We start from the raw sequence: 20,766 nt of genomic DNA, 5'->3' as shown, positions 1-20,766 counted from the left end.
AAAAAACATGTATTAAGATTTTGTCTTTAAATACACTAAAAGCACGTATTTAGATTTTATCTTTAAATACATGCTTTTTTTATAATTATAAATATAATATAATCATGGTTAAGGTTGTTATTTATGTAACATAACTTTATAAAGATAAAAGGTTTTCAGATAAAAATGTCGAAATATTTATATAATACATATAAAAGGATGGATTTTATGGAGGAAGGTTTTAAGCTAAAAGAAAATATTATATTCATAGCAGCTATTGCAGCGCTATTTTCACAGGTTTATATGGGGATATTCGTAGAAAACTTTAATGTATCTTTTGGTATAGTAATACTAATAATAATTTTTTATGAAGAAGATACAGAAGATAAGTTAAAGACGGGGATGTTTTGTGGGGTATTTGTCTGTATTTTAAGAGCATTTATATATTTTCTGCAGTCTGGAGGAGTACTTCATTATTTTAGTGAAGGATTAATTAATTACTTTCCAGAGACTATATTTTACACAAGTTATGTTATCTTTTATTTAATATTTAATAAGAGGATAAAAACAGTGAATAAACTTTTCTTTTATACCATAATCTGTGACCTTTTTGCTAACATTTCAGAAATGATGGTGAGGACTTATCTTTTAAAAGAGGTAGTTGGTATAAAAATATACATAGGTCTAGGTATAGTTGCAATATTAAGATCATCTTTCATATGGATTATATTAAATCTCATGAATAGATACAGTATAAAGCTTTTGAAAAAAGAACATAAAGATAGGTATATGAACCTTGTCATGGCTAGTTCAAGGATGAAAAGTGAAGTATATTTAATGGAAAAGACTATGGATAACGTTGAAATAGTTATGAGTAAATCCTATAAATTTTATAATGAAATAAAGTCCTTTAAAAAGTATCCAAAGTGGGAGAGTGAAGCAGTAGAAATAGCTAAGGATATACATGAAATAAAAAAGCAAATAGCACTTATATCAAGAGGGGTTATAGAGATAACTGATGATAAGGTTGATGAAAAGGTTATGGAGTTTTATGATGTTCTAGAGCTTATAGGTGAAATTATGGAACCTTCACTTAAAGATAAAAATATAAAGTTACATATAGAAAAAGGACAAAACTTCAACACTATGAAGCATTATTATTTAATTTCTATATTTAGGAATATTATAAATAACGCCATAGACTCAATAGATCAAAGAATATCAATAGATTCAAGTAGTCTATCAAAAAGTTATAATGGAAATATAGAATTAATTCATTACATAGTTGAAAGAGAAGATGAAAAATATCATGCCTTTAAGATTATAGATAATGGAAGGGGAATTTCAAAAAAGGATGCTGAACATATATTTAGTCCAGGATTTTCTACCAGGATAAACTTTGAAACTGGAAGTATTAATAGGGGACTTGGACTTAGCATTGTAAAAGATATAATAGAAGTAAAGTTAAAAGGAACAGTTAAATTTACTTCTATAGAGGATCAAGGTACAGAATTTATTATTTTAATCCCACAATCTGAACTAGAGGAGTGATTTTTTGAAAATACTTATAATAGATGATGATTTTAATATACATAAAATATTAACTATGATAATAGAACATGAAAAAATAGGTGAGGTAATAGAAAATAAGGATTTAGATAGTACTAATATTTTTAAATTAATAGATAGAGAGAAACCTAAAATTATTATAGTTGATTTATTAATGCCAGGTAAGGATGGAATAGAAGTAATTAGAGAAATACGAAGCAAATATAACAATATAAAGTTTATTATGATATCTCAAGTAACATCAAAGGATATGATAGAAAAGGCTTATGAAAGTGGCATAGAATTTTTTATTAATAAACCTATAAATGCTATGGAAGTTAAAGCAGTTTTGTCTAGAGTAATAAATGATATAGTTATGAGAGAAAAGTTAAATAAAATACAAACCTTATTTGAAGTTGATAATTTTAAAATAAATGAAGCAGAATTAAATAACAAAGAGAGCTTTGACGAAAATGAAGAAGTTATGTCAAATGTTGAAGATAGTATTAAAGTTATTATGAAGCAAATAGGAATATTAAGCGAAGGCGGAGAAGAAGATATAATAAGAGCTTTAACATATATGATAGAACATGATGGCATTTTAGATAGAACAACTTTAAATGAATTTTTCAAAAAGATATCCTCTAAGCCTAAATCTACAGAACAAAGAATAAGAAGAACTGCATTTAGAGCTATGACAAATCTTGCTAGCCTTGGAATAGAAGATTATATGAATGAGACTTTTGCAGAGTTTTCTACTTCACTTTTTAGCTTTGATGAAATAAAAAAGGAAATGGATTTCATAAGGGGTAAGGGTAAAGAAAGAGGCAAAGTTAATTTAAAGAAGTTTTTACAAGGAATTCGTTATTATATTAACAAATAGTACCTATAAGAATATTATATAGCACATTATAAATACCAATTTGAAACTCCTTGAAACCTTACGAAGGTAAAGCGTTACAATCAGAATAATTAATAAATTTGAATTGTTTTGATTAAAAATTTAAAGGAGTGAGCTTTATGATGGATATAATAATAGGTATAGGACTGTTACTATTTACACTAGCTTTATTTTCACTTTTTAGTTTTAAGGCGCCAAAAGGAAATAAAGCAATGTCGGGACTTGCAAATGCAGCAGTAGCAACTTTTCTTGTAGAGGCAATACATAAGTATATAAGTGGTGATCTTTTAAACTTAAGTTTTTTAAGACAGGTAGGAGAATCTTCAGGCTCCATGGGTGGAGTTGCAGCAGCTATATTAGTTCCAATAGCAATGGGGGTTAATCCTATATATGCAGTAGTAGCAGGAGTGGCTCTTGGAGGATATGGAATACTTCCAGGATTTGTTGCTGGATATATAGTAGGACTTGTAGCACCAATTATAGAGAAGAAACTTCCAGAAGGATTAGATACCATAGTTGGAGCACTTGTAATAGCACCTTTAGCAAGAGTTATAGCTTTAGGAGTGGATCCAATAGTAAACTCAACATTGATTAGCATAGGAGAAATGATATCCACAGCAGCACAGCAATCACCTTATGTAATGGGATTTTTACTTGGTGGAATAATGAAGATAACTTGTACATCTCCACTTAGTTCTATGGCACTTACTGCAATGATAGGACTTCAAGGTTTAGCAATGGGTATAGCTTCAATAGCCTGTGTTGGGGGTTCCTTCACAAACGGTATTATATTTAAAAAGCTAAAGCTTGGAAATAAAAGCAATGTAATAGCTGTTATGTTAGAACCCTTAACACAAGCTCATATTATAACAAAACATCCAATACCAATATATTGTTCAAACTTTTTAGGTGGAGGACTTGCAGGACTCGCAGCAGCATATTTTAAAATTATAAATAATGCACCAGGAACAGCATCTCCAATACCAGGACTTTTAGCACCTTTTGGATTTAATGATCCTATAAAAGTAATTTTAGCCATTGCATTTGCAATAGCTGGAGGAACTATAGCAGGACTTTTAGGTTCAGCAGTATTCAAAAATTATGGAAAAAGTAAAAAGGTAGCTAGTGAAGAAACAGATGAATTAGGCATGGAAGATAAAGTAACTGCTTAGTAAAGGAAAATTTTATGAAAGCTTTAAGTATAGAAGAGTTAAGGGAATTAGATTTATTTAATGAATTAAAGGGCTGTGATTAATATTACAGTCCTTTTGCTATTTTATAGGTAAAATAAAAGAATGATATTTAAGGTACTTCATAAAGTCAGCGGAATTGGTGATTGATGGACTGACCTTACTAAGTATGTAAAAGAGTCCACAGCAAAGGCTAATTAAATAGTTAAGCTGTGGACTTTTAGTGTTATATGTTTATATATATTTACTGACAGTTAATATAAGTATTAGCCCTTTCAATGGCTCCATCTATATCATTACAAAAGTTATCTTCACCAAGAAGCTTTGTAAAACCATAATTTTCAAGTACTTTTAAAGGTCCTTCTTGTATTTGAAGTATTATAAGTTTTGTATGATGTTTTTCACAAAGATCGTATAACATTTCTAGTGAATGATATGCAGTAGCATCTATAAAAGGCACGCTTTCCATTTTTACTATTAATATTTTTGGAGGTGTACCCATTTCTCTTACTGCATTTACAAATTTATTTGCTGCAGCAAAGAAAAAAGGTCCACTAATTTCATAAATTGAAACATCTTTTGGGGTTTTCACATTTCTTATAACATCTGATACTTCATTATCATTAATATCATCTACTATGTATTTAACATCTGTAACCTCTGCCATCTTTTTCATAAATAAGAATGAAGAGAGAACAACGCCAACTCCTATGGCTACAACTAAATCTAAGAATATAGTTAAAATAAATGTAACTATAAACACTAAAGCATCACCTTTAGGTGCTTTGAAGATTTGTTTAAAGGCTTCCCATTCCATCATGTTATAGGCCACAAGAACTAGTATAGAAGCTAAAGATGCCATTGGAATTAACTTTACATAAGGCATAAATAGCAGCATAATAATCAAAATACCAAAAGAATGGACTATTCCAGCTACGGGAGTTCTACCTCCATTTTTAACATTAGCTGCAGTTCTTGCAATAGCTCCAGTAACAGGTATTCCACCGAACATGCCTGAAAATATATTAGCTACTCCTTCAGCTATTAATTCCATATTAGAACGGTGTTTTCCGCCAATCATACCATCTGCAACTACTGCTGATAGTAGAGACTCAACCCCTGCAAGTATTGCAATAGTTAGAGCTGGCAACATTAACTGATTTATCATTTCAAAGCTTACATTAGGTACTACAAGTTTTGGTAAGGCAGAAGATAGCTCCCCGAACTGACTTCCTATAGTATCAACTTTCAAATTAAATACCATGGTAATTATTGTTGCGATAATTATGGCAACAAAGGTTCCAGGTATCTTTTTGCTTATTTTAGGCCAGAAAATAATTATTAGAAGTGTTAAAACGGCAATGAATAAACTTTGAATATTAATAGTGTTCATACTATTAATATAGGCTGTCCACTTAGCTAAAAACTCTGAAGGAACTGAGCTCATAGTAAGGCCCAAAAAATCTTTTACCTGAGTAGACAGAATAACTATGGCAATACCACTAGTAAAGCCAGAAGTTATAGAAGATGGAATATATTTTATAAGACCACCAAGTTTTAAAAGTCCCATAAGAATAAGGAAGATTCCTGCCATAATAGTTGAAATTAATAGGCCATCCATTCCGTATTTTTGGACAATGCCATACACGATAACTACGAAAGCACCTGTAGGCCCACCGATTTGTACTCTACTACCACCTAGAAGTGAAACTATAAATCCACCAATGATTGCAGTATATAATCCCTTTTCAGGAGAAACACCAGAGGCTATGGCTAGAGCAATTGATAGTGGAAGTGCAATGATTGCAACTATAATTCCTGCACTAAAATCTTTCATAAATTGCTCTTTAGTATAACCTTTTAGACATGTAATTGACTTTGGAACTAACAAATTTATCACCCTCAAATCATATTTTTTAGCCTTCAATTTTAAATTATACCATATAAAGTTAGAGGTAAAAAATAATGTGGGGTCTAAAAGCTTTTTTCGGCCACTAAAATAAAGGTTTTTGGAATGCCTTTATCAAAAGTTTCAGAAGATAAATTAGGTTCTTCATCTAAGCTTTTAATAATAAAGCCTTCCTTTGCAACGGAACTTACTATTTCACCAATGGTCCATTTCCTAAGGAGTACCTTTTCGGGTTCATCAGTGTCATTTAAATATTTAGAATAGGATACGGACTTTTCTTCTAGTGAAGTATCAAAATAATCTCCTGTTACCTTATGTTTACGAATTTTTGCTGTGGAACCTTTTGAGCTAATGAGCTTGGTGGAAATTGGGTGAAAGTCTCTTATAATAAATATGCCACCAGGTGATAAAAGCCTATGTACTAAATTTAAAAAAGGTTTTAAATCTGTAAAATAGTGAAGTATCCCCATTTCCGCAAATACTATATCATAATCAGAAGTAATCTTATCTTCAGGAAGTTTAAGTACATCTGATAAGATATACTCAATGTTAACCCCTGCCTCTTTTGCAAGTTCTAAAGCGTAACGCTTATTTCCCTTTGAAAAATCTACCACAGTTACATTTGCCAAAAGCAAGGCTAAAGCTACAGCCTTATTACCGTTAGAGCCCATAAGGTTCATAACCTTTTTACCCTTTAAGTCTCCAAATTTATGGTAAAGTGTAGATATACTATGTGTTGGGTTTTCTTTAATCTTTTTTGCTGCATCTTTCGGAGAGCCTAATCTTTTAACCCAGGCATCATAAGTTTCTTTGTTCCAAGCCTCTTCATTTGAATCTAGAGATGATTTATTCAAACTCTCTTCATCTGAATTCAAAGATGCTTTTTTATCATCTATATTAGTTTTGCATTCCATTTAAAATCTCCCTTTATATTAAGTATTTGACTATTTGCTAGAAAATATACTTTTACATTATATAATAAATTTCATTTAAATCCTATAATTAATCTCATATAAATTAAATTGAATTTATAATGCATAAAGAAAACCTATGTTAATCATAATAAAACCCAACTTTTAATTGGATTAGCCCTATGTCACGCTTATTATTCTTGTTATTAAAAAGTTTTAATTAAAAGTAATTATATAAGTTAAAGTAATTAAAAATAATTAACTAGATAGTTGACAAATATAGTAATAACGAATAGTATATGAGTATATAGTAATGTAATCATATAAGCTTACATTTACCTTAAAGGAGTAATGTTAATTCATTTAGGGTAAGCTGTGAGATATATTAAAAGGAGTGGTTTAAAGATGAGTAAAATTGAAATTTTTGATCCAGCTATGTGCTGTTCTACAGGAGTTTGTGGACCAAGTATAGATAAGAATCTTTTAAGAGTTGCAACTATTGTAAATAAACTTGGTAAAAAAGGTATTGATATAAAAAGATACAATCTTTCAAGCGAGGCTAAGGCCTTTATAGATAATAAAAAGGTTAATGAATATTTAATGGATAAGGGTGCAAATATTTTACCAATAACTTTAGTGGATGGAGAAATAGTTAAGGTAAAAGAATATCCCACAAATGATGAGTTTTTTAATTGGTCAGGAGAAACTAAAGAAAGCTTAAACAAAATTAAAATACAAAGGATGGATAAGTCTACTAAACATATAAAGAAAGAAGGCTTTTAGGATGTTTAAAGTATTTAATATTAATGATATAAAATTACCTAAGTACTTGTTTTTCACAGGTAAAGGCGGTGTTGGAAAGACTTCTATTGCGTCAGCTACAGCTATTGGCTTAGCGGATAAAGGGAAAAAGGTGCTTTTGATAAGTACAGATCCAGCTTCCAATCTTCAAGATGTATTTGGTATAGACCTTGATAATAAAGGAACGCTTATAAAAGAAGTATCAAACCTTGTGGTTTTGAATCTTAATCCAGAAGAGGCTGCAAGGGAGTACAAAGAATCTGTAATGGCACCTTATAGAGGAAAGCTTCCAGAAACAGTTTTAAATAACATGGAAGAACAGCTATCCGGTTCTTGTACAGTTGAAATTGCAGCTTTTAACGAATTTTCAACATTTATAACAGATAAGGATATACAAAGACAATATGATCATATAATTTTTGATACAGCCCCAACAGGTCATACTTTAAGAATGTTGCAACTACCTTCAGCATGGAGTGACTTTATTAGCGAGAGTACTCATGGAGCCTCTTGTTTAGGACAACTATCTGGATTAGAAAGCAAAAAGGATATGTATAAACAGGCTGTAGAAACTTTAGGAGATGGTGAGGTAACTAAATTAATATTAATAGCTAGAGCAGAATATTCACCACTTAAGGAAGCAAAGCGGGCATCAAAAGAGCTTAGAGATTTAGGTGTTAATAATCAAATGATGATTATAAATGGGATATTAGAGCTAGACGAAGGCTCAAAAGATGATGATGTATCAAATAAGTTATATTCAAAACAACAAGAAGCATTAAAAAATATACCTGATTATTTAAAGGATATGGAAACTTATAGAATTCCACTAAGATCTTACAGCATGACAGGGGTCAAGAATATAAGGCTGATGCTTAAGGAAAACTATTTAGAAACTGAAGAAGGTAAATTAAAAAGACAAGACATACCAAATCTTAAAGAATTAATTGATGATTTATATATTTCAAAGAAAAGGGTCATATTTACTATGGGGAAGGGAGGGGTAGGAAAGACAAGCTTAGCGGCAGTTATTGCTGTTGGACTTTCAAGAAAAGGTGTAAAGGTTCATTTGGCAACTACAGACCCAGCACACCATTTAAAATTTGTGGTAAATGAAGATTTAGGAATAACATTAAGTAATATAGATGAAAAAGAGGAACTTAATAAATACAAAGAAGAGGTATTAAAAAAATCTAGAGAAACTATGAGTGAAGAAGATATTGAATATATAGAAGAAGACTTACGTTCACCATGTACCCAAGAAATAGCGGTATTTCGTGCCTTTGCTGAGATAGTAGAAAAGGCGGAAGAAGAGGTAGTTGTAATAGATACTGCACCAACAGGACATACCTTATTATTATTAGATTCTACTGAAAGCTATAATAAAGAAATACAAAGATCAAAGGGAGATATACCATCCTCAGTTCAAAATCTATTGCCAAGGCTTAGAAATGAAGATGAAACAGAAGTTGTAATTGTAACTCTTCCAGAAGCAACCCCAGTATATGAGGCTATGAGACTTGAAAAAGATTTAAAAAGAGCTGGAATCAAAAATAAATGGTGGATAATAAATTCCAGCTTATTTATGACTAATACTAAAAGTCCCTTACTTAAAACCAAAGCCTCAAGTGAAATACAATGGATAAATAAAGTAGATGAAATCTCAAAGGGTAACTTCGTTGTAATACCCTGGAAAAGTGAAGAAATAAAAGGTGAAGAATTAGTAAACTTAATTAAATAGAAAAGAGGAGATAGTATGGAAAAGAGTAAAGGTGGTTCAGGCATTAGTTTTTTTGAAAGATATCTAACTTTGTGGGTAATTGTATGTATTGTACTTGGGGTTATGATAGGACAATTTATACCTATAATACCTGAAACATTAAGTAAATTTGAATATGCTAAGGTATCTATTCCAGTTGCGATATTAATATGGCTTATGATATATCCAATGATGCTTAAAATAGATTTTTCAAGTATAGTAAGAGCCACTAAAAAGCCTAAAGGACTTATTGTTACCTGTGTAACTAATTGGCTTATAAAACCATTTACTATGTATATAATTGCTTCGTTTTTCTTAAAGGTAGTTTTCAAGTCTATTATACCAGCAGACCTTGCTACAAGTTATTTAGCGGGAGCTATTCTTTTAGGTGCAGCACCTTGCACTGCCATGGTATTTGTTTGGAGTTATTTGACTAAGGGGGACGGGGCATATACATTAGTACAAGTGGCTATAAATGACCTGATATTATTAGTACTTTTTGCACCTATAGTAGCATTTTTATTAGGTGTTAGCAATGTACCTGTACCTTATGATACATTATTCTTATCCGTTATATTGTTTATTGTAGTACCGCTACTTGCAGGGTACCTATCAAGAGTTATAATAGTTAAGAAAAAGGGACTAGATTATTTCGAAAATGTATATATTAAAAAGTTTAGTAATGTAACAATAATAGGACTTTTATTAACACTTATAATATTATTTTCCTTCCAAGGAGAAACAATATTAAATAATCCAATTCATATTGTTCTAATTGCAATTCCACTAATAATACAAACCTTCTTGATTTTTGGAGTGGCTTATGGATGGGCAAGAGCATGGAAATTACCACATAGTATAGCAGCTCCTGCAGGAATGATAGGTGCTAGCAATTTCTTTGAACTTGCTGTAGCTGTAGCTATTTCACTATTTGGATTAAATTCTGGGGCAGCACTTGCAACTGTAGTTGGAGTACTAGTGGAAGTTCCAGTGATGCTTGTTCTAGTTAGAATAGCTAATAATACAAGGAAGTATTTTAAATATGACAATGCATAGAAGTCTACATTATTAAAGGTTAATAATGTTATAATATAAGTAGAATTATATTATAGAAATGTAATTTCGTTAAGACAATGTAATTATAGTAAGAAAATATGTTAATGTTAAGAAAGCGTAATTATACAAAGATAACGTAATTACCAAAGAAAGTTATTGTTTAATAAGAAAATAATCATATAGGAGAATAAAATGGATTTAATACAAATACTAAAAGCACTAGCAGATGAAAATAGAATGAGAATACTAAATGTATTAAAAAATGGAGAGATGTGTGTTGGAGAAATAGAGCATGTATTAGATATAAATCAATCTAATGCATCTAGGCATTTAAATAAACTCGGCGCGTTAAACTTAGTTTCTTATGAGAAAAAGGCTCAATGGGTTTATTATAAAATTAATGAAGAAATGTTAACTGATTATAAGTTTTTAGAAGAATTAATTAATAATGAATTAAAAGGTATAGATATTTATAATAAAGATTTAGAAAAGTTAAGTGAGTATAGAAAAAGTGGGATAACCTGTGAGACTTTAAAGGAATGTGATATAAACTCAAAAAGCCCATGTAACTGTAAATAATGTTGGGAGGCTTCATATGAAACAAATTGTAGCATTTATATGTACAGGAAACTCTTGCAGAAGTCAAATGGCAGAAGGATTTGCTAAAAAGTATGGCTTTGATATTTTAAATATATATAGTGCAGGTACTATACCAGTGGAATCTGTAAATCCTGATGCAATTAAGGTTATGGAAGAGGTGGGAGTGGATATAAGAACACAATATCCAAAGACACTTAAAAGTATACCAGAGAATATAGATATTGTAATAACCATGGGATGCATAAAAGGATGTCCAGTAGTAAATTCAAAAATAGAAGAAGACTGGGGGCTAGATGACCCTGCAGGGCAATCTTTAGATGAATTTAGAAGAGTTAGAGATATAATTGAAGAAAAAGTAATAGATTTAGTGAAAAGGGTTAGGGGGATAAAATGATTAGGCTTGCTACTATTTTAGACATGAATGAAATTATGGATATCGTTAAGGAAACAATTGTAGATATGGATAAAAATAATAATCATCAATGGAATAATGAGTATCCTTTAAGCAAGGATTTTGAAAAGGATATAGAAAATAAAGAACTATATGTAATAGAAGAAGAGGGAAGGGTTTCAGGATTTGCATGTATTAATAAGGATGAGCCTATAGAATATAAAGACATAAAATGGTCAAAAGACAAGGAGGCGTACATAATACATAGATTAGCTATTGCTTGTAAATACAGGGGAAGAGGGAATGCTTATAAGCTTATGAAGTTTGCTGAAAGCTTAGCTATAGAAAACAACATAAATTATTTAAAGACAGATACCATGTTTTCAAATCCAAATGCACAAAAGTTATTTGAAAAGTGTGGCTACAAATATGCTGGTATACTACGATTTCAAGGAAGAGAGGAAAACTTCTTTTGCTATGAAAAGATAATTTAGGTATTTATTATAAAGGGCTAATGGTAACTTACTCGATACACCTTTCATATAATATTTTTAGAAGTACTATATGAAAGGTGTATTATTTTGTATAATATAAGTTTAATCAATTTTATAAAAATGTACTTACCTATAGGGGCTGAAATAGTAATTACAGAAGATAATAAGCCTCTAATAATAAGGGCGAATTTATATCCAGCACCTTTGAACATGATAGGTGGAACTAAGTGGGGTTATATAAATGAAAGTGGTAAGTTCATAATTAAGCCTTATTACGATTCAGCTTCAAGTTTCCAAGATAATGGACTTGCTATTGTCGGGGTAGGGAGTCTTTATGGAATTATAGATTATAACAATAACTATATAGTAAGTCCTAAATATAATTTTATAGGCGAGTTTTCAAATAATAGGGCTGCAGTTATGGATGATAAAGGGTTTAACATAATTAATGAAATGGGAAAGATATTAACAAATAAGACTTATAGCTATATAGGAAACTTTAAAGACGGAAGAGCACAGTTTAATATCGAATCTTCTAATAATGACTTTCTTTATGGATTTTTAGGTAAGGAAGGGAAAGAAGTTATACCTGCAAAATATCAATATGTAAATGACTTTAGACATGGAAAGGCTGTAGTTAAGATCAAAGAAAATGAGTATGCTTTAATAAATATTGATGGAATTATACTAAGTAAATACAATTATGCCTTTGTAGGTAGCTTAGGTGATGGACTCCTAGCATTTAAGGAAAATGAGGATGGGAAATATGGATATATTGATATAAATGGTAAGGTAGTTATAAAACCACAATTTTATTATGCAGATGACTTTAGTTTTGGAAGAGCTATAGTAAATAATTCAGAGGATATTAAAAACAATTATGGGCTTATAGATAAACTTGGCTTTTATATAATAAAACCTCAGTATAATTCTATAATTTCAATAGGAGAAAGCAGGGTAGCTGTCGGTATTCCAATAGATGAAAATTCACCTTATATAGGTTCAAAATATGCTATTTATGATACAGATGGTAATGCGCTTACAAAGTTTATTTATTACGGAGTTTCTAATTATAAAGGCGGAGTTGCTTCTGTTTATGATGACAAGGAAACCTTTTTTATTGATAAAGAGGGTAAGAGAGCTAAAGATTTACCTGTAGTAAGTGGCAGCGGGACTTTAACATTACAAAATAATCTTATAATGGCATTTGTGGATTATATAACTTCCTATTTTGATAAACAAGGTATCTTATTATGGAAAGAAAATTTAGTAATTCATTTAAATCAGCAATATAAGGTTGTAAAAGAAAAGTATAAGCCTAATAAGGATTATCTAGTTTATTACCCAAGAATTGAAGGCATGGGAGATAGAATTTTACAAAGTCAGGTTAATGATAAGCTTAAGGTTTTATCAAAGGTAAAGAAGGTAGAAGAGGATGTTCAATTAGGTTATAGTTATGTTGGAAACTTTCAGGTACAATTTTTTAAGAAGGAACTATTAGTATTAGAGTTTAATGGATATAATTACCCTTTTGGAGCAGCTCATGGTATGCCAACTAAGATATATGCTCATATAAATTTAGTTACAGGAGCCTTCTATGAGCTAAAAGATTTATTTAAAAAGCATAGCAATTACGTAAAAGTTCTAAGTGACATAATAGGATACCAAATAAAAAATGATCCTAAGTATTCTTATACTGGAATAAAAGAAGATCAAGCATTTTATGTATCAGAAGATGGACTATATATTTACTTTTATCCTTATGATATTGGGCCTTACTCTGCAGGATTTCCTACTTTTAAAATACTATACAAAGATATTATTAATATAATTGATTTAAAAGGGGACTTTTGGAGGTCATTTAATTAAATGTTAAATCTACCATACAAGTGACTAAAATTATGGAAATTAGCATAGTGATGTGATAAAATGGTAATAGTAAATAAAAGGGGGATAATCATGGAAGATAATAATTCAGTAGATAATGTGCCAGTTTTAAAGTTAACACTGGGGGAAAAGGTAAAGAATTTTTTTGTGAGTCCCGAGAAACTTTTTGAGTATTATAAGGATAATGAAAGTTACGGCATTAGGCTTCTTATTGTGGTGGTATGCTCTGCTATCACAGCGCTTATTTTAGCAATAGCTTCTAAGGACAAACTAAGTGGAGCTGTAAGTGAATCAGTTAAAGGGGTGGATCCTGCTACTGCAGCTACGGCTCAGAAATTAGCAGGAGTTTTTACATCACCTATTTCAGCAGTAATTACCACGATAATTGTAACGATAATAGCCGTGTATTTTATGTCTTTAGTTTATTTTTTAATAGCTAAGATATTTAAGAGCACTGCAACTTATCGTCAAATGGTAGGGGTTTATTTAATATCATATTTTCCAGTACTAATAGGTGGAATAATAAAAGCTATTTATGATATTATAGCAAATAAGCCTTTAGATTTAGCAGCTATTGCTGAAGCCACTGCAAATATGACAATAGCTGATATTTTAATTACAAAGCTTAATGTATTCGGTTTATGGCAAATGGTTTTAATAGCTATAGGTATTGCAGTTATTGGAAACATATCAAAGAAAAAGAGTGCAGCAGTTGTAATCATAGTATGGACTTTAGGATTTATATTAGCTATTGGGTCAAACTCAATAAAGAATATAGTACCGCCTGCAACATCCGTATCACCAGTAAAATAAAGGAAGCACCTCTGGGGTACTCCCTTTAATTGGGAGCACCCCAGAGGTGCTTCCTTTTTATTCCAATACGTTTATTCTTCTTTTATAGAACTTATAACATCTAGTTTTGCTGCTTTTGAAGCAGGGACTACTCCTGAGAGGAAGCCAACTAGGGTGCTGAAGAGTAATATGAATAGAATAAGACCTGGCGACGCAGATGCTATTTTTATTTTTGGAACTTGTCCTTTAGTTATAAAGGCATTAGCTAACATATTTATAAGAAAATTAGCTATGAATCCTAGGGTAAGTCCAATAGTTCCACCCATAAGACCGATAGTGCAAGCTTCTCCTACAAATACTTTCTTTATATCATTAACACTTCCGCCTATTACTTTCATAATACCAATCTCTTTTTTTCTTTCATATATAGCCATGTTCATGGTATTTGTTATACCAAAGGCAGCTACTAATAAGGAAATTCCAGCAAGGGCTGCTAATATTATTTTAACACCATCTAAAAGCTTTCCTATGCTGCCTTGTATCTCTTTAAAAGAATTTATTTGGTATCCGTTTTCTTTAAGAGTCTTTTCTGCTTCATCTATTTTATTAGTATCTTTTAAAACCACCTCTACACTGGTATATCCCTCTTCTTTATTATCATCATTTTGAGTTTTAGAGGCCTTCCATTTTTTAATATCCTCTACAGTGCTTAGTGGAACTTTAACTGTAAAGTCATCCATGGCATTTTCTTTAGATATTCCAACTATAGTTAAGTTTATAATATGTTCATCTTCTTTTTTAGAAGAGTCTTTAGTACCTGGCATCATTCCATTATTAGAGATATTTAACTTAAAGGATCTTCTTAATAAGGACTCAATTTCCTTTGAATCCACTTTGTCAGTAGGTTTATAGTCTAAAAGAAGAGTAGCCATTTTATATCCAAGGATTGCTTCATTTTTATTATCTGTTGGATAGCGGCCTACTAAAAGATCATCTTTTTTAGATAGTTCTTTCATAGGCATACCAGTAATACTAGCACCGGTGCTAATCTTTTTATATTCTATATTACCGTAGTCATTAAGTTTTGGAATAACTGATTTAACAAAGGAATAGCTCTTTAAATCTTTTATGGCCTTTTTATCTAATTTAGTTTTTAGCTTTTTTTCATCAGGGGTTACAGGCGCCCCATAAGCTGAGGGTGGTATGGCTGGAGATACTGAGATTACTGAGGTATCAAACACAGAGCCAATCTCATCGGTTATATATTTTTTAAAACCATTTCCAAGGGATATTATGGTAAATATGGCTACAGAGCCAATTATAACACCTATCATGGTAAATATAGTTCTGCTTCTCCTTTTCCAAAGATTCTTCCAGATCATTTCTAATAAATCTGTAAGACGCATATTAAGAACCTAGTCCAAAAAGCTTTTTAAACACAGATTTAAAAGACCACTTTTTTTCTGAAGCTGGTTTTGAAGCAGTTACTACATTAGTACCTTTAATTGTGAATGGTTTTTCTATTTTGTTTTCTATGCCCATTTCATCATTAAAGCTAATGACTACATTACCAGAAGTATCTGATTCAAAACTTCCAAGAGCTTCATCAAAACTTTCCTCAACTTCAGCTTCCATGGCCCCTATATATTTTGAAATATTTTTATCGCCAGCTGTGATGTTTACCATAACGTTATTTAAAGATCCTTTACCTGCATTTAGAAAGCTTCCAGTTACATTTCCATTTTCTAAAGGTTTGAATTCAGTAATCATCATATTAGAAGTGTTTTTTACAATTATTCCACAAACCTTATTTATTTCTACTGGGGAGCTTCCACTTTCATTAAATGAACAATTAATATTAAAGTTGTATATTCCCGATTTAATGGATGGAGAACCTATAAGTTTTAAGGATATTTCTCCAGTTCCGCCTTTGTTTAATCCTCCATAATAGATTTCATTTGTAGTTCCAACAGGGGAAAATCCTTCAAGAACATTTTTACCTTCAATACCTAATATACTTAAAGCGATATTTTCAAGTTTATTTGAAGATTTATTTTGTATCTTGAAATTAAGGGTAAATTCCTTCCCAGGTTCTATAAAAGCAGGGTCTGTTGTAACTTCAGATATAATAAGCTTTTTGGATTGTATACCTTGGATTGGAGTTTGTACTTGCTGCATGCTGTTTGGGATTGCTCCATCACTTGGCATTCCGGGAATTCCCCCTTGGGTTTCAGCGAAGGCTGGAATAGTGTTAATACCAATGGATAAAGCAAGACCTAAGGCTAAAGTAATTTTTATAAAAGTCTTTTTCATATAAACCTCCTGTAATAATTATTCTAGTAGACCATCTTTCATTTTAATTATGCTGTCAGCATAATCACAAACCCTTTTAGAGTGAGTAACCACTACAAAGGTCATATTTAACGACTCATTAAGTCCTTTCAGTAAATCTAAGATTTCAACGCTTGTCTTACTATCTAAGTTTCCTGTGGGTTCGTCTGCAAGAATTATAGAAGGATTATTAACTAAGGCTCTAGCAATTGAAACTCTTTGTTGCTGTCCCCCTGAAAGCTCTGATGGCTTATGATTCATCCTATCTTTAAGACCTACATGTTCTAAAATATCTAGAACAGTTTTTTTTCTGTTTACCTTAGACATGCCAGTAAAAATTAAAGGCATCTCAACATTTTCAAAGGCTGTTAATTGTGGAAGAAGGTTATAAGATTGAAATATAAATCCAATACTTTTTCTTCTAAAAAGCGCACGCTGATTTTCGTTTAAATTATGCAAATTAGTATCAGCTATAGATACCTCACCCTTATCAAAGGGCATAAGTCCCCCTAAAATATTTAAAAGAGTAGACTTACCAGAGCCTGATTCGCCAATAATAGCAGCAAATTCTCCCTTTTCAATATTTAAACTAACCCCTCTTAAAATTTCAACTTGTACTTTACCCATTTGAAAGTTCTTTATTACATTAGAACATTGTACTAAGGACATTAATTAACCTCCATTTCACATTAAAAAATATGCTGAAAAATACGAACTACTATTATTATAACATTTTGCTAATATATGTTATATTAAATTTCCCATAAATATTAAAATTGTGAACTGTCCCCATCGTATCGTTAATTGTGAACTGTCCCCAATATAGTTAAAACATTTTGACAGTAATATTACATAATAAGAATATATTGACATTAAGGGGGTGCGATGGTATAGTATTACAAATAATATAAAGGGGAATGCATATATGAAATTTAAAAAGCTATTGGCTCTTGTTTTGCTCATGAGTACACTATTTATTTCTTGCAAGAAAGATACTGGTATAAATAATTTGGATAATGAAAAAAAAGATAATATAGAATCCAAAGAAGTAGAGCATGAATTACTAGATTATCCCATTCGGAATATGACGGAGGATGATTATGTAAAAAAGGTAGTGATAGATGAAAATTTATCATATAGGGGAAAAATTAATGAAAGTGAAATAGCGGTGACCCGTAGAGATGATCGTAAGAATATATACTCTTATAATTTAGAAACAAAAGAGGCGAAAAAGGTTTGTAAAGTTATTGATGATAAAAACTATCTATATGAGGTCTCAAACCATGGAGAATGGGTTGTTTGGATTGAAGATGAGGACAAAGCTGTAGGAAATGAAAATCTAAGCCAAGGGTTCAATTGGTTTGTAGCAGCAAAAAATATAAAAGATGGTAGGGTCATAATAATTGATAAAGCTAAATATACTAAAGATGAATTTGAATTGAAGGCGGATGAAATATATAATCCTATAAGAATTTCAATAGCAAATGATATAGTTGTTTATAGGTCTACAGATAAGAGAGAAGATGGAGCTGTAATAACAAAGATAATGAGTTATAACTTATCTGAAAATAAGCTTAAAGAAGTTGAAGGTTCAGAAGAGGTGGAAAATGAGCTGTTAAATCATCCTAAGACTGATGGTGACAAGATAATATGGACGAAGTTAAGAACATTTGTTGATTACGGAAGAAACTTTTATAAATACTCTGATTTGTATTTATATGATATTAAAACCGAAGAAAAAAGGGTTGTAACAAAGGACATGTTTGTAAACTCGGGAGCTATTAAGGATAATACTATAGTTATATCAATACAAAAGCCAGGTGAAGAGCTTGAGGATGATTTATTAATTTATGACCTAGATGTGGATAAGTTAAGCAAACTTATATATAAAGATAATGAAATTTATAAAGGATATGGTTACTTTGCTACAGGTGAAGTTCAAATAACGGATAAATATATATTCATAAGTATCGGTGGACACTCATCACGTTATATTTTTGATAGAAAAAATAAAGTGTATATAGATATGGTGGATGAGGAATTAGCGGCATATGGATATGAATTTAATAATAGCAATTCTATAGTATTTAACAAAATCTTTAGGGAAGAGGATAAGGATGGTAATGGAATTAAAGTAGATACTTACTATGAGCTAAAGTGATAAGTATGATTTAATAGAGGATTACTTAGTATTATCCATATGAACAACTTCAAATCACCTTGACAGTAATATTTTAAAGTTATAAAATGAATATGTACAAAATTATAAGTTAAGGGTATACAATTTAAAAAGATAATAAAGATAAAGTTACACAATGGCGTGTAATTATAAAGAGTGATGAAGCTCCTTAAGAATTTTCTTAGGGGGTTTTTATATTTTTATATAAAAATATAAATTTAAATAAAGCTGGCTAAGGAATAAATAAGGTTAAAACTAAAGAAACTAAAGAAACTAAAGAAAAATAAAATTTAAACTTAGGAAGTGAAAGTATGGGTAATTTTAAAGTAGGGCCTAATGTTTATTTTGGAGTTGGAAAGCTTGAAGAGCTTAGTAAACTTCAATGTAAAAGGGTGTTCATTGTAACCGATCCATTTATGGTTACATCAGGAATGGTAACTAAGGTTACAGAAAATTTAGATGCTGCAAATATTGAATATGAAATCTTTTCTGACATAGTTCCAGATCCACCACTTGAAACAATATCAAAAGGAATTAAAGCTATGGATGCATTTAAACCAGAAGCTCTAGTTGCATTAGGTGGAGGTTCAGCTATTGACGCTGCAAAGGCTATAAGTCACTTTAGAGATCTTATAAATAAAGGATTAAACAATGTATCAGAAAACAAAAAGGTTATGCTTATAGCTATACCAACTACTAGTGGTACAGGATCAGAAGTTACATCTTTCTCAGTTGTAACAGATAAAAAGTATAATGTTAAGTATCCATTAGTTGAAGAGTCTATGGTTCCAGAGATGGCTATATTAGATGCAACTCTTGTAAAAAGTGTTCCAAATTTTATAACAGCAGATACAGGTATGGACGTTCTAACTCATGCTATAGAAGCTTATGTATCTACTGAACATTCAGATTTTAGTGATGCTTTAGCAGAAAAAGCTATAAAGTTAGTATTTGAATATTTAGAAAAAGCATATAAAAATGGAAATGACCTAGAGGCAAGAGAAAAAATGCATAACGCTTCTTGTATAGCAGGAATGGCATTTACAAATGCTTCACTTGGAATAAATCATAGCATGGCTCACATACTAGGTGGAAGATTCCATATTCCTCATGGGAAAGCAAATGCAATATTACTTCCTTATGTTATAGAATTTAATGCAGACTTAAGTTCTGAAAATAGATTCGATAATAAAACTCAATATAGTGATACTGCAATAAGATATGCACAAATTGCTAAGTTTTTAAATCTTACAAGTAGCAATAATGTTAGAGAAGGCGTTAAATCTTTAGTAAGAGCTATAAATTCTTTAAAGAAAACTTTAAGCATACCATATAGCGTTAAAGAGGTTAATATTAGCAAAAAGGATTTTGATGACAATCTAAAAGAGCTTTCAGAAATAGCTTTAAATGATAGTTGTACAATTACAAGCCCTAGAAAGCCAACAGTAGAAGAATTTAACACATTATTTAATGCTGTCTACGAAGGAAAATAATTGTGATATAAACTTGAAAAAGGTTTTCAAAAACATTTGACAATTAAAGTAGATACTATTATAATTTAAATATAAGTTAAACAAACATTAATTGTGCAACGGCGTACAATTATAATTAGAGCAATGAAGCTCCTTAAAATGCATTAATAATGCTTTAAGGAGCTTTTATGTCTTTAAATGGAATGGAGTGGGAAAGATGGAAGAGAAACAAAGAGTTATTCAGGAATATGTTCCTGGTAAACAGGTTACTTTAGCTCACTTAATTGCACATCCTAATAAATCAATATACAAAAAGTTGGGACTTAGTGAAGAAAATGCAGAAGCAATAGGAATACTAACAATAACTCCAAGTGAAGCAGCCATAATAGCATCAGATGTTGCTACTAAAGCAGCAGGAGTTGAAATAGGATTTATTGATAGATTTAGCGGATCACTTGTGGTGCTTGGAGATGTTTCAAGTGTAGAGGCAGCTTTAAGAGAAGTCTGTAATGTACTTAAAAATGTTTTAAAATTCACAATCACTGATATAACAAAATCCTAGGAGG

18 protein-coding genes and 1 pseudogene are annotated in these 20,766 nt (G+C 30.8%); 14 read left to right on the top strand and 5 right to left on the bottom strand.

What is annotated here, in order from left to right; all coding sequences use genetic code 11:
• Nucleotides 1-207 precede the first annotated feature (207 nt).
• From BD821_RS07235 to BD821_RS07225, 3 genes are all read left to right on the top strand, one after another.
• A complete protein-coding gene (locus BD821_RS07235) occupies nucleotides 208-1,530 on the top strand; it encodes an ATP-binding protein (RefSeq protein WP_169994049.1) in 1,323 nt (440 codons plus the stop codon).
• A 4-nt stretch (nucleotides 1,531-1,534) separates the two neighbouring features.
• The gene (locus tag BD821_RS07230) at nucleotides 1,535-2,410 is read left to right on the top strand and encodes a DNA-binding domain-containing protein (protein WP_104409892.1); all 876 of its coding nucleotides are present in this window, start codon (nucleotides 1,535-1,537) and stop codon (nucleotides 2,408-2,410) included.
• Between the two features lie 140 nt (nucleotides 2,411-2,550).
• Nucleotides 2,551-3,600 carry a PTS sugar transporter subunit IIC gene (locus tag BD821_RS07225; protein ID WP_104409935.1) on the top strand — a complete coding sequence of 350 codons (1,050 nt, stop codon included), beginning with the start codon at nucleotides 2,551-2,553 and terminating at the stop codon, nucleotides 3,598-3,600.
• A 262-nt stretch (nucleotides 3,601-3,862) separates the two neighbouring features.
• Here the strand turns inward: BD821_RS07225 and BD821_RS07220 are convergent, their stop codons facing one another.
• Both BD821_RS07220 and BD821_RS07215 read right to left on the bottom strand, forming a co-directional pair.
• Nucleotides 3,863-5,509 (bottom strand): SulP family inorganic anion transporter, encoded by a 1,647-nt coding sequence (locus tag BD821_RS07220; RefSeq protein ID WP_104409891.1) that lies wholly within the window; start codon nucleotides 5,507-5,509, stop codon nucleotides 3,863-3,865.
• An 83-nt stretch (nucleotides 5,510-5,592) separates the two neighbouring features.
• On the bottom strand, nucleotides 5,593-6,441 hold the full coding sequence (locus BD821_RS07215) for a class I SAM-dependent methyltransferase (protein ID WP_104409890.1): 849 nt from the start codon (nucleotides 6,439-6,441) through the stop codon (nucleotides 5,593-5,595).
• 402 nt (nucleotides 6,442-6,843) lie between these two features.
• Between BD821_RS07215 and arsD the strand changes: the two genes are divergently transcribed.
• The 8 genes and pseudogenes from arsD (at nucleotide 6,844) to BD821_RS07175 (ending at nucleotide 14,239) form a co-directional block, all read left to right on the top strand.
• The gene (gene arsD, locus BD821_RS07210) at nucleotides 6,844-7,221 is read left to right on the top strand and encodes an arsenite efflux transporter metallochaperone ArsD (protein WP_104409889.1); all 378 of its coding nucleotides are present in this window, start codon (nucleotides 6,844-6,846) and stop codon (nucleotides 7,219-7,221) included.
• 1 nt (nucleotide 7,222) lies between these two features.
• Entirely contained in the window at nucleotides 7,223-8,980 is a 1,758-nt protein-coding gene (gene arsA, locus BD821_RS07205; protein WP_104409888.1) for an arsenical pump-driving ATPase, read from the top strand.
• Nucleotides 8,981-8,995: 15 nt separating this feature from the next.
• Entirely contained in the window at nucleotides 8,996-10,054 is a 1,059-nt protein-coding gene (gene arsB, locus BD821_RS07200) for an ACR3 family arsenite efflux transporter (protein WP_104409887.1), read from the top strand.
• Nucleotides 10,055-10,246: 192 nt separating this feature from the next.
• A complete protein-coding gene (locus tag BD821_RS07195; protein WP_104409886.1) occupies nucleotides 10,247-10,633 on the top strand; it encodes an ArsR/SmtB family transcription factor in 387 nt (128 codons plus the stop codon).
• Nucleotides 10,634-10,649: 16 nt separating this feature from the next.
• Nucleotides 10,650-11,048 (top strand): arsenate reductase ArsC, encoded by a 399-nt coding sequence (locus BD821_RS07190; RefSeq protein ID WP_029451190.1) that lies wholly within the window; start codon nucleotides 10,650-10,652, stop codon nucleotides 11,046-11,048.
• Nucleotides 11,045-11,539, top strand: coding sequence for a GNAT family N-acetyltransferase (locus BD821_RS07185; RefSeq protein ID WP_242971474.1), 495 nt, complete (start codon nucleotides 11,045-11,047; stop codon nucleotides 11,537-11,539). The genes BD821_RS07190 and BD821_RS07185 overlap by 4 nt, the downstream gene beginning before the upstream one ends.
• A 186-nt stretch (nucleotides 11,540-11,725) precedes the next feature.
• Nucleotides 11,726-13,408 (top strand): annotated as a pseudogene (locus BD821_RS07180) (WG repeat-containing protein); the annotation flags it as partial.
• Nucleotides 13,409-13,498: 90 nt separating this feature from the next.
• Nucleotides 13,499-14,239 carry a Yip1 family protein gene (locus tag BD821_RS07175; protein WP_169994046.1) on the top strand — a complete coding sequence of 247 codons (741 nt, stop codon included), beginning with the start codon at nucleotides 13,499-13,501 and terminating at the stop codon, nucleotides 14,237-14,239.
• Between the two features lie 71 nt (nucleotides 14,240-14,310).
• Here the strand turns inward: BD821_RS07175 and BD821_RS07170 are convergent, their stop codons facing one another.
• The 3 genes from BD821_RS07170 to BD821_RS07160 all read right to left on the bottom strand — a co-directional run bounded on the left by BD821_RS07170 (nucleotide 14,311) and on the right by BD821_RS07160 (nucleotide 17,218).
• Nucleotides 14,311-15,552, bottom strand: a complete 1,242-nt coding sequence (locus BD821_RS07170) for an ABC transporter permease (RefSeq protein ID WP_242971472.1) — start codon at nucleotides 15,550-15,552, stop codon at nucleotides 14,311-14,313.
• Nucleotides 15,553-15,625: 73 nt separating this feature from the next.
• A complete protein-coding gene (locus BD821_RS07165) occupies nucleotides 15,626-16,531 on the bottom strand; it encodes a COG1361 family protein (RefSeq protein ID WP_104409883.1) in 906 nt (301 codons plus the stop codon).
• 18 nt (nucleotides 16,532-16,549) lie between these two features.
• Nucleotides 16,550-17,218: an ABC transporter ATP-binding protein gene (locus tag BD821_RS07160; protein WP_104409882.1), complete on the bottom strand. Its 669-nt coding sequence runs from the start codon at nucleotides 17,216-17,218 to the stop codon at nucleotides 16,550-16,552.
• Nucleotides 17,219-17,474: 256 nt separating this feature from the next.
• On the opposite strand from BD821_RS07160, the gene BD821_RS07155 reads away from it, so the two are divergent.
• The 3 genes from BD821_RS07155 to eutS all read left to right on the top strand — a co-directional run bounded on the left by BD821_RS07155 (nucleotide 17,475) and on the right by eutS (nucleotide 20,762).
• On the top strand, nucleotides 17,475-18,710 hold the full coding sequence (locus tag BD821_RS07155; RefSeq protein ID WP_104409881.1) for a hypothetical protein: 1,236 nt from the start codon (nucleotides 17,475-17,477) through the stop codon (nucleotides 18,708-18,710).
• A gap of 329 nt (nucleotides 18,711-19,039) precedes the next feature.
• Complete coding sequence (locus tag BD821_RS07150; RefSeq protein WP_104409880.1) at nucleotides 19,040-20,221, top strand: 1-propanol dehydrogenase PduQ; 1,182 nt, start codon at nucleotides 19,040-19,042, stop codon at nucleotides 20,219-20,221.
• A gap of 196 nt (nucleotides 20,222-20,417) precedes the next feature.
• A complete protein-coding gene (gene eutS / locus BD821_RS07145; protein WP_035794219.1) occupies nucleotides 20,418-20,762 on the top strand; it encodes an ethanolamine utilization microcompartment protein EutS in 345 nt (114 codons plus the stop codon).
• Nucleotides 20,763-20,766 lie beyond the last annotated feature (4 nt).

The organism is Clostridium algidicarnis DSM 15099, from assembly GCF_002934235.1.
GTDB lineage: Bacteria > Bacillota > Clostridia > Clostridiales > Clostridiaceae > Clostridium_L > Clostridium_L algidicarnis.
This window is presented reverse-complemented; position numbering and strand designations above follow the sequence as displayed.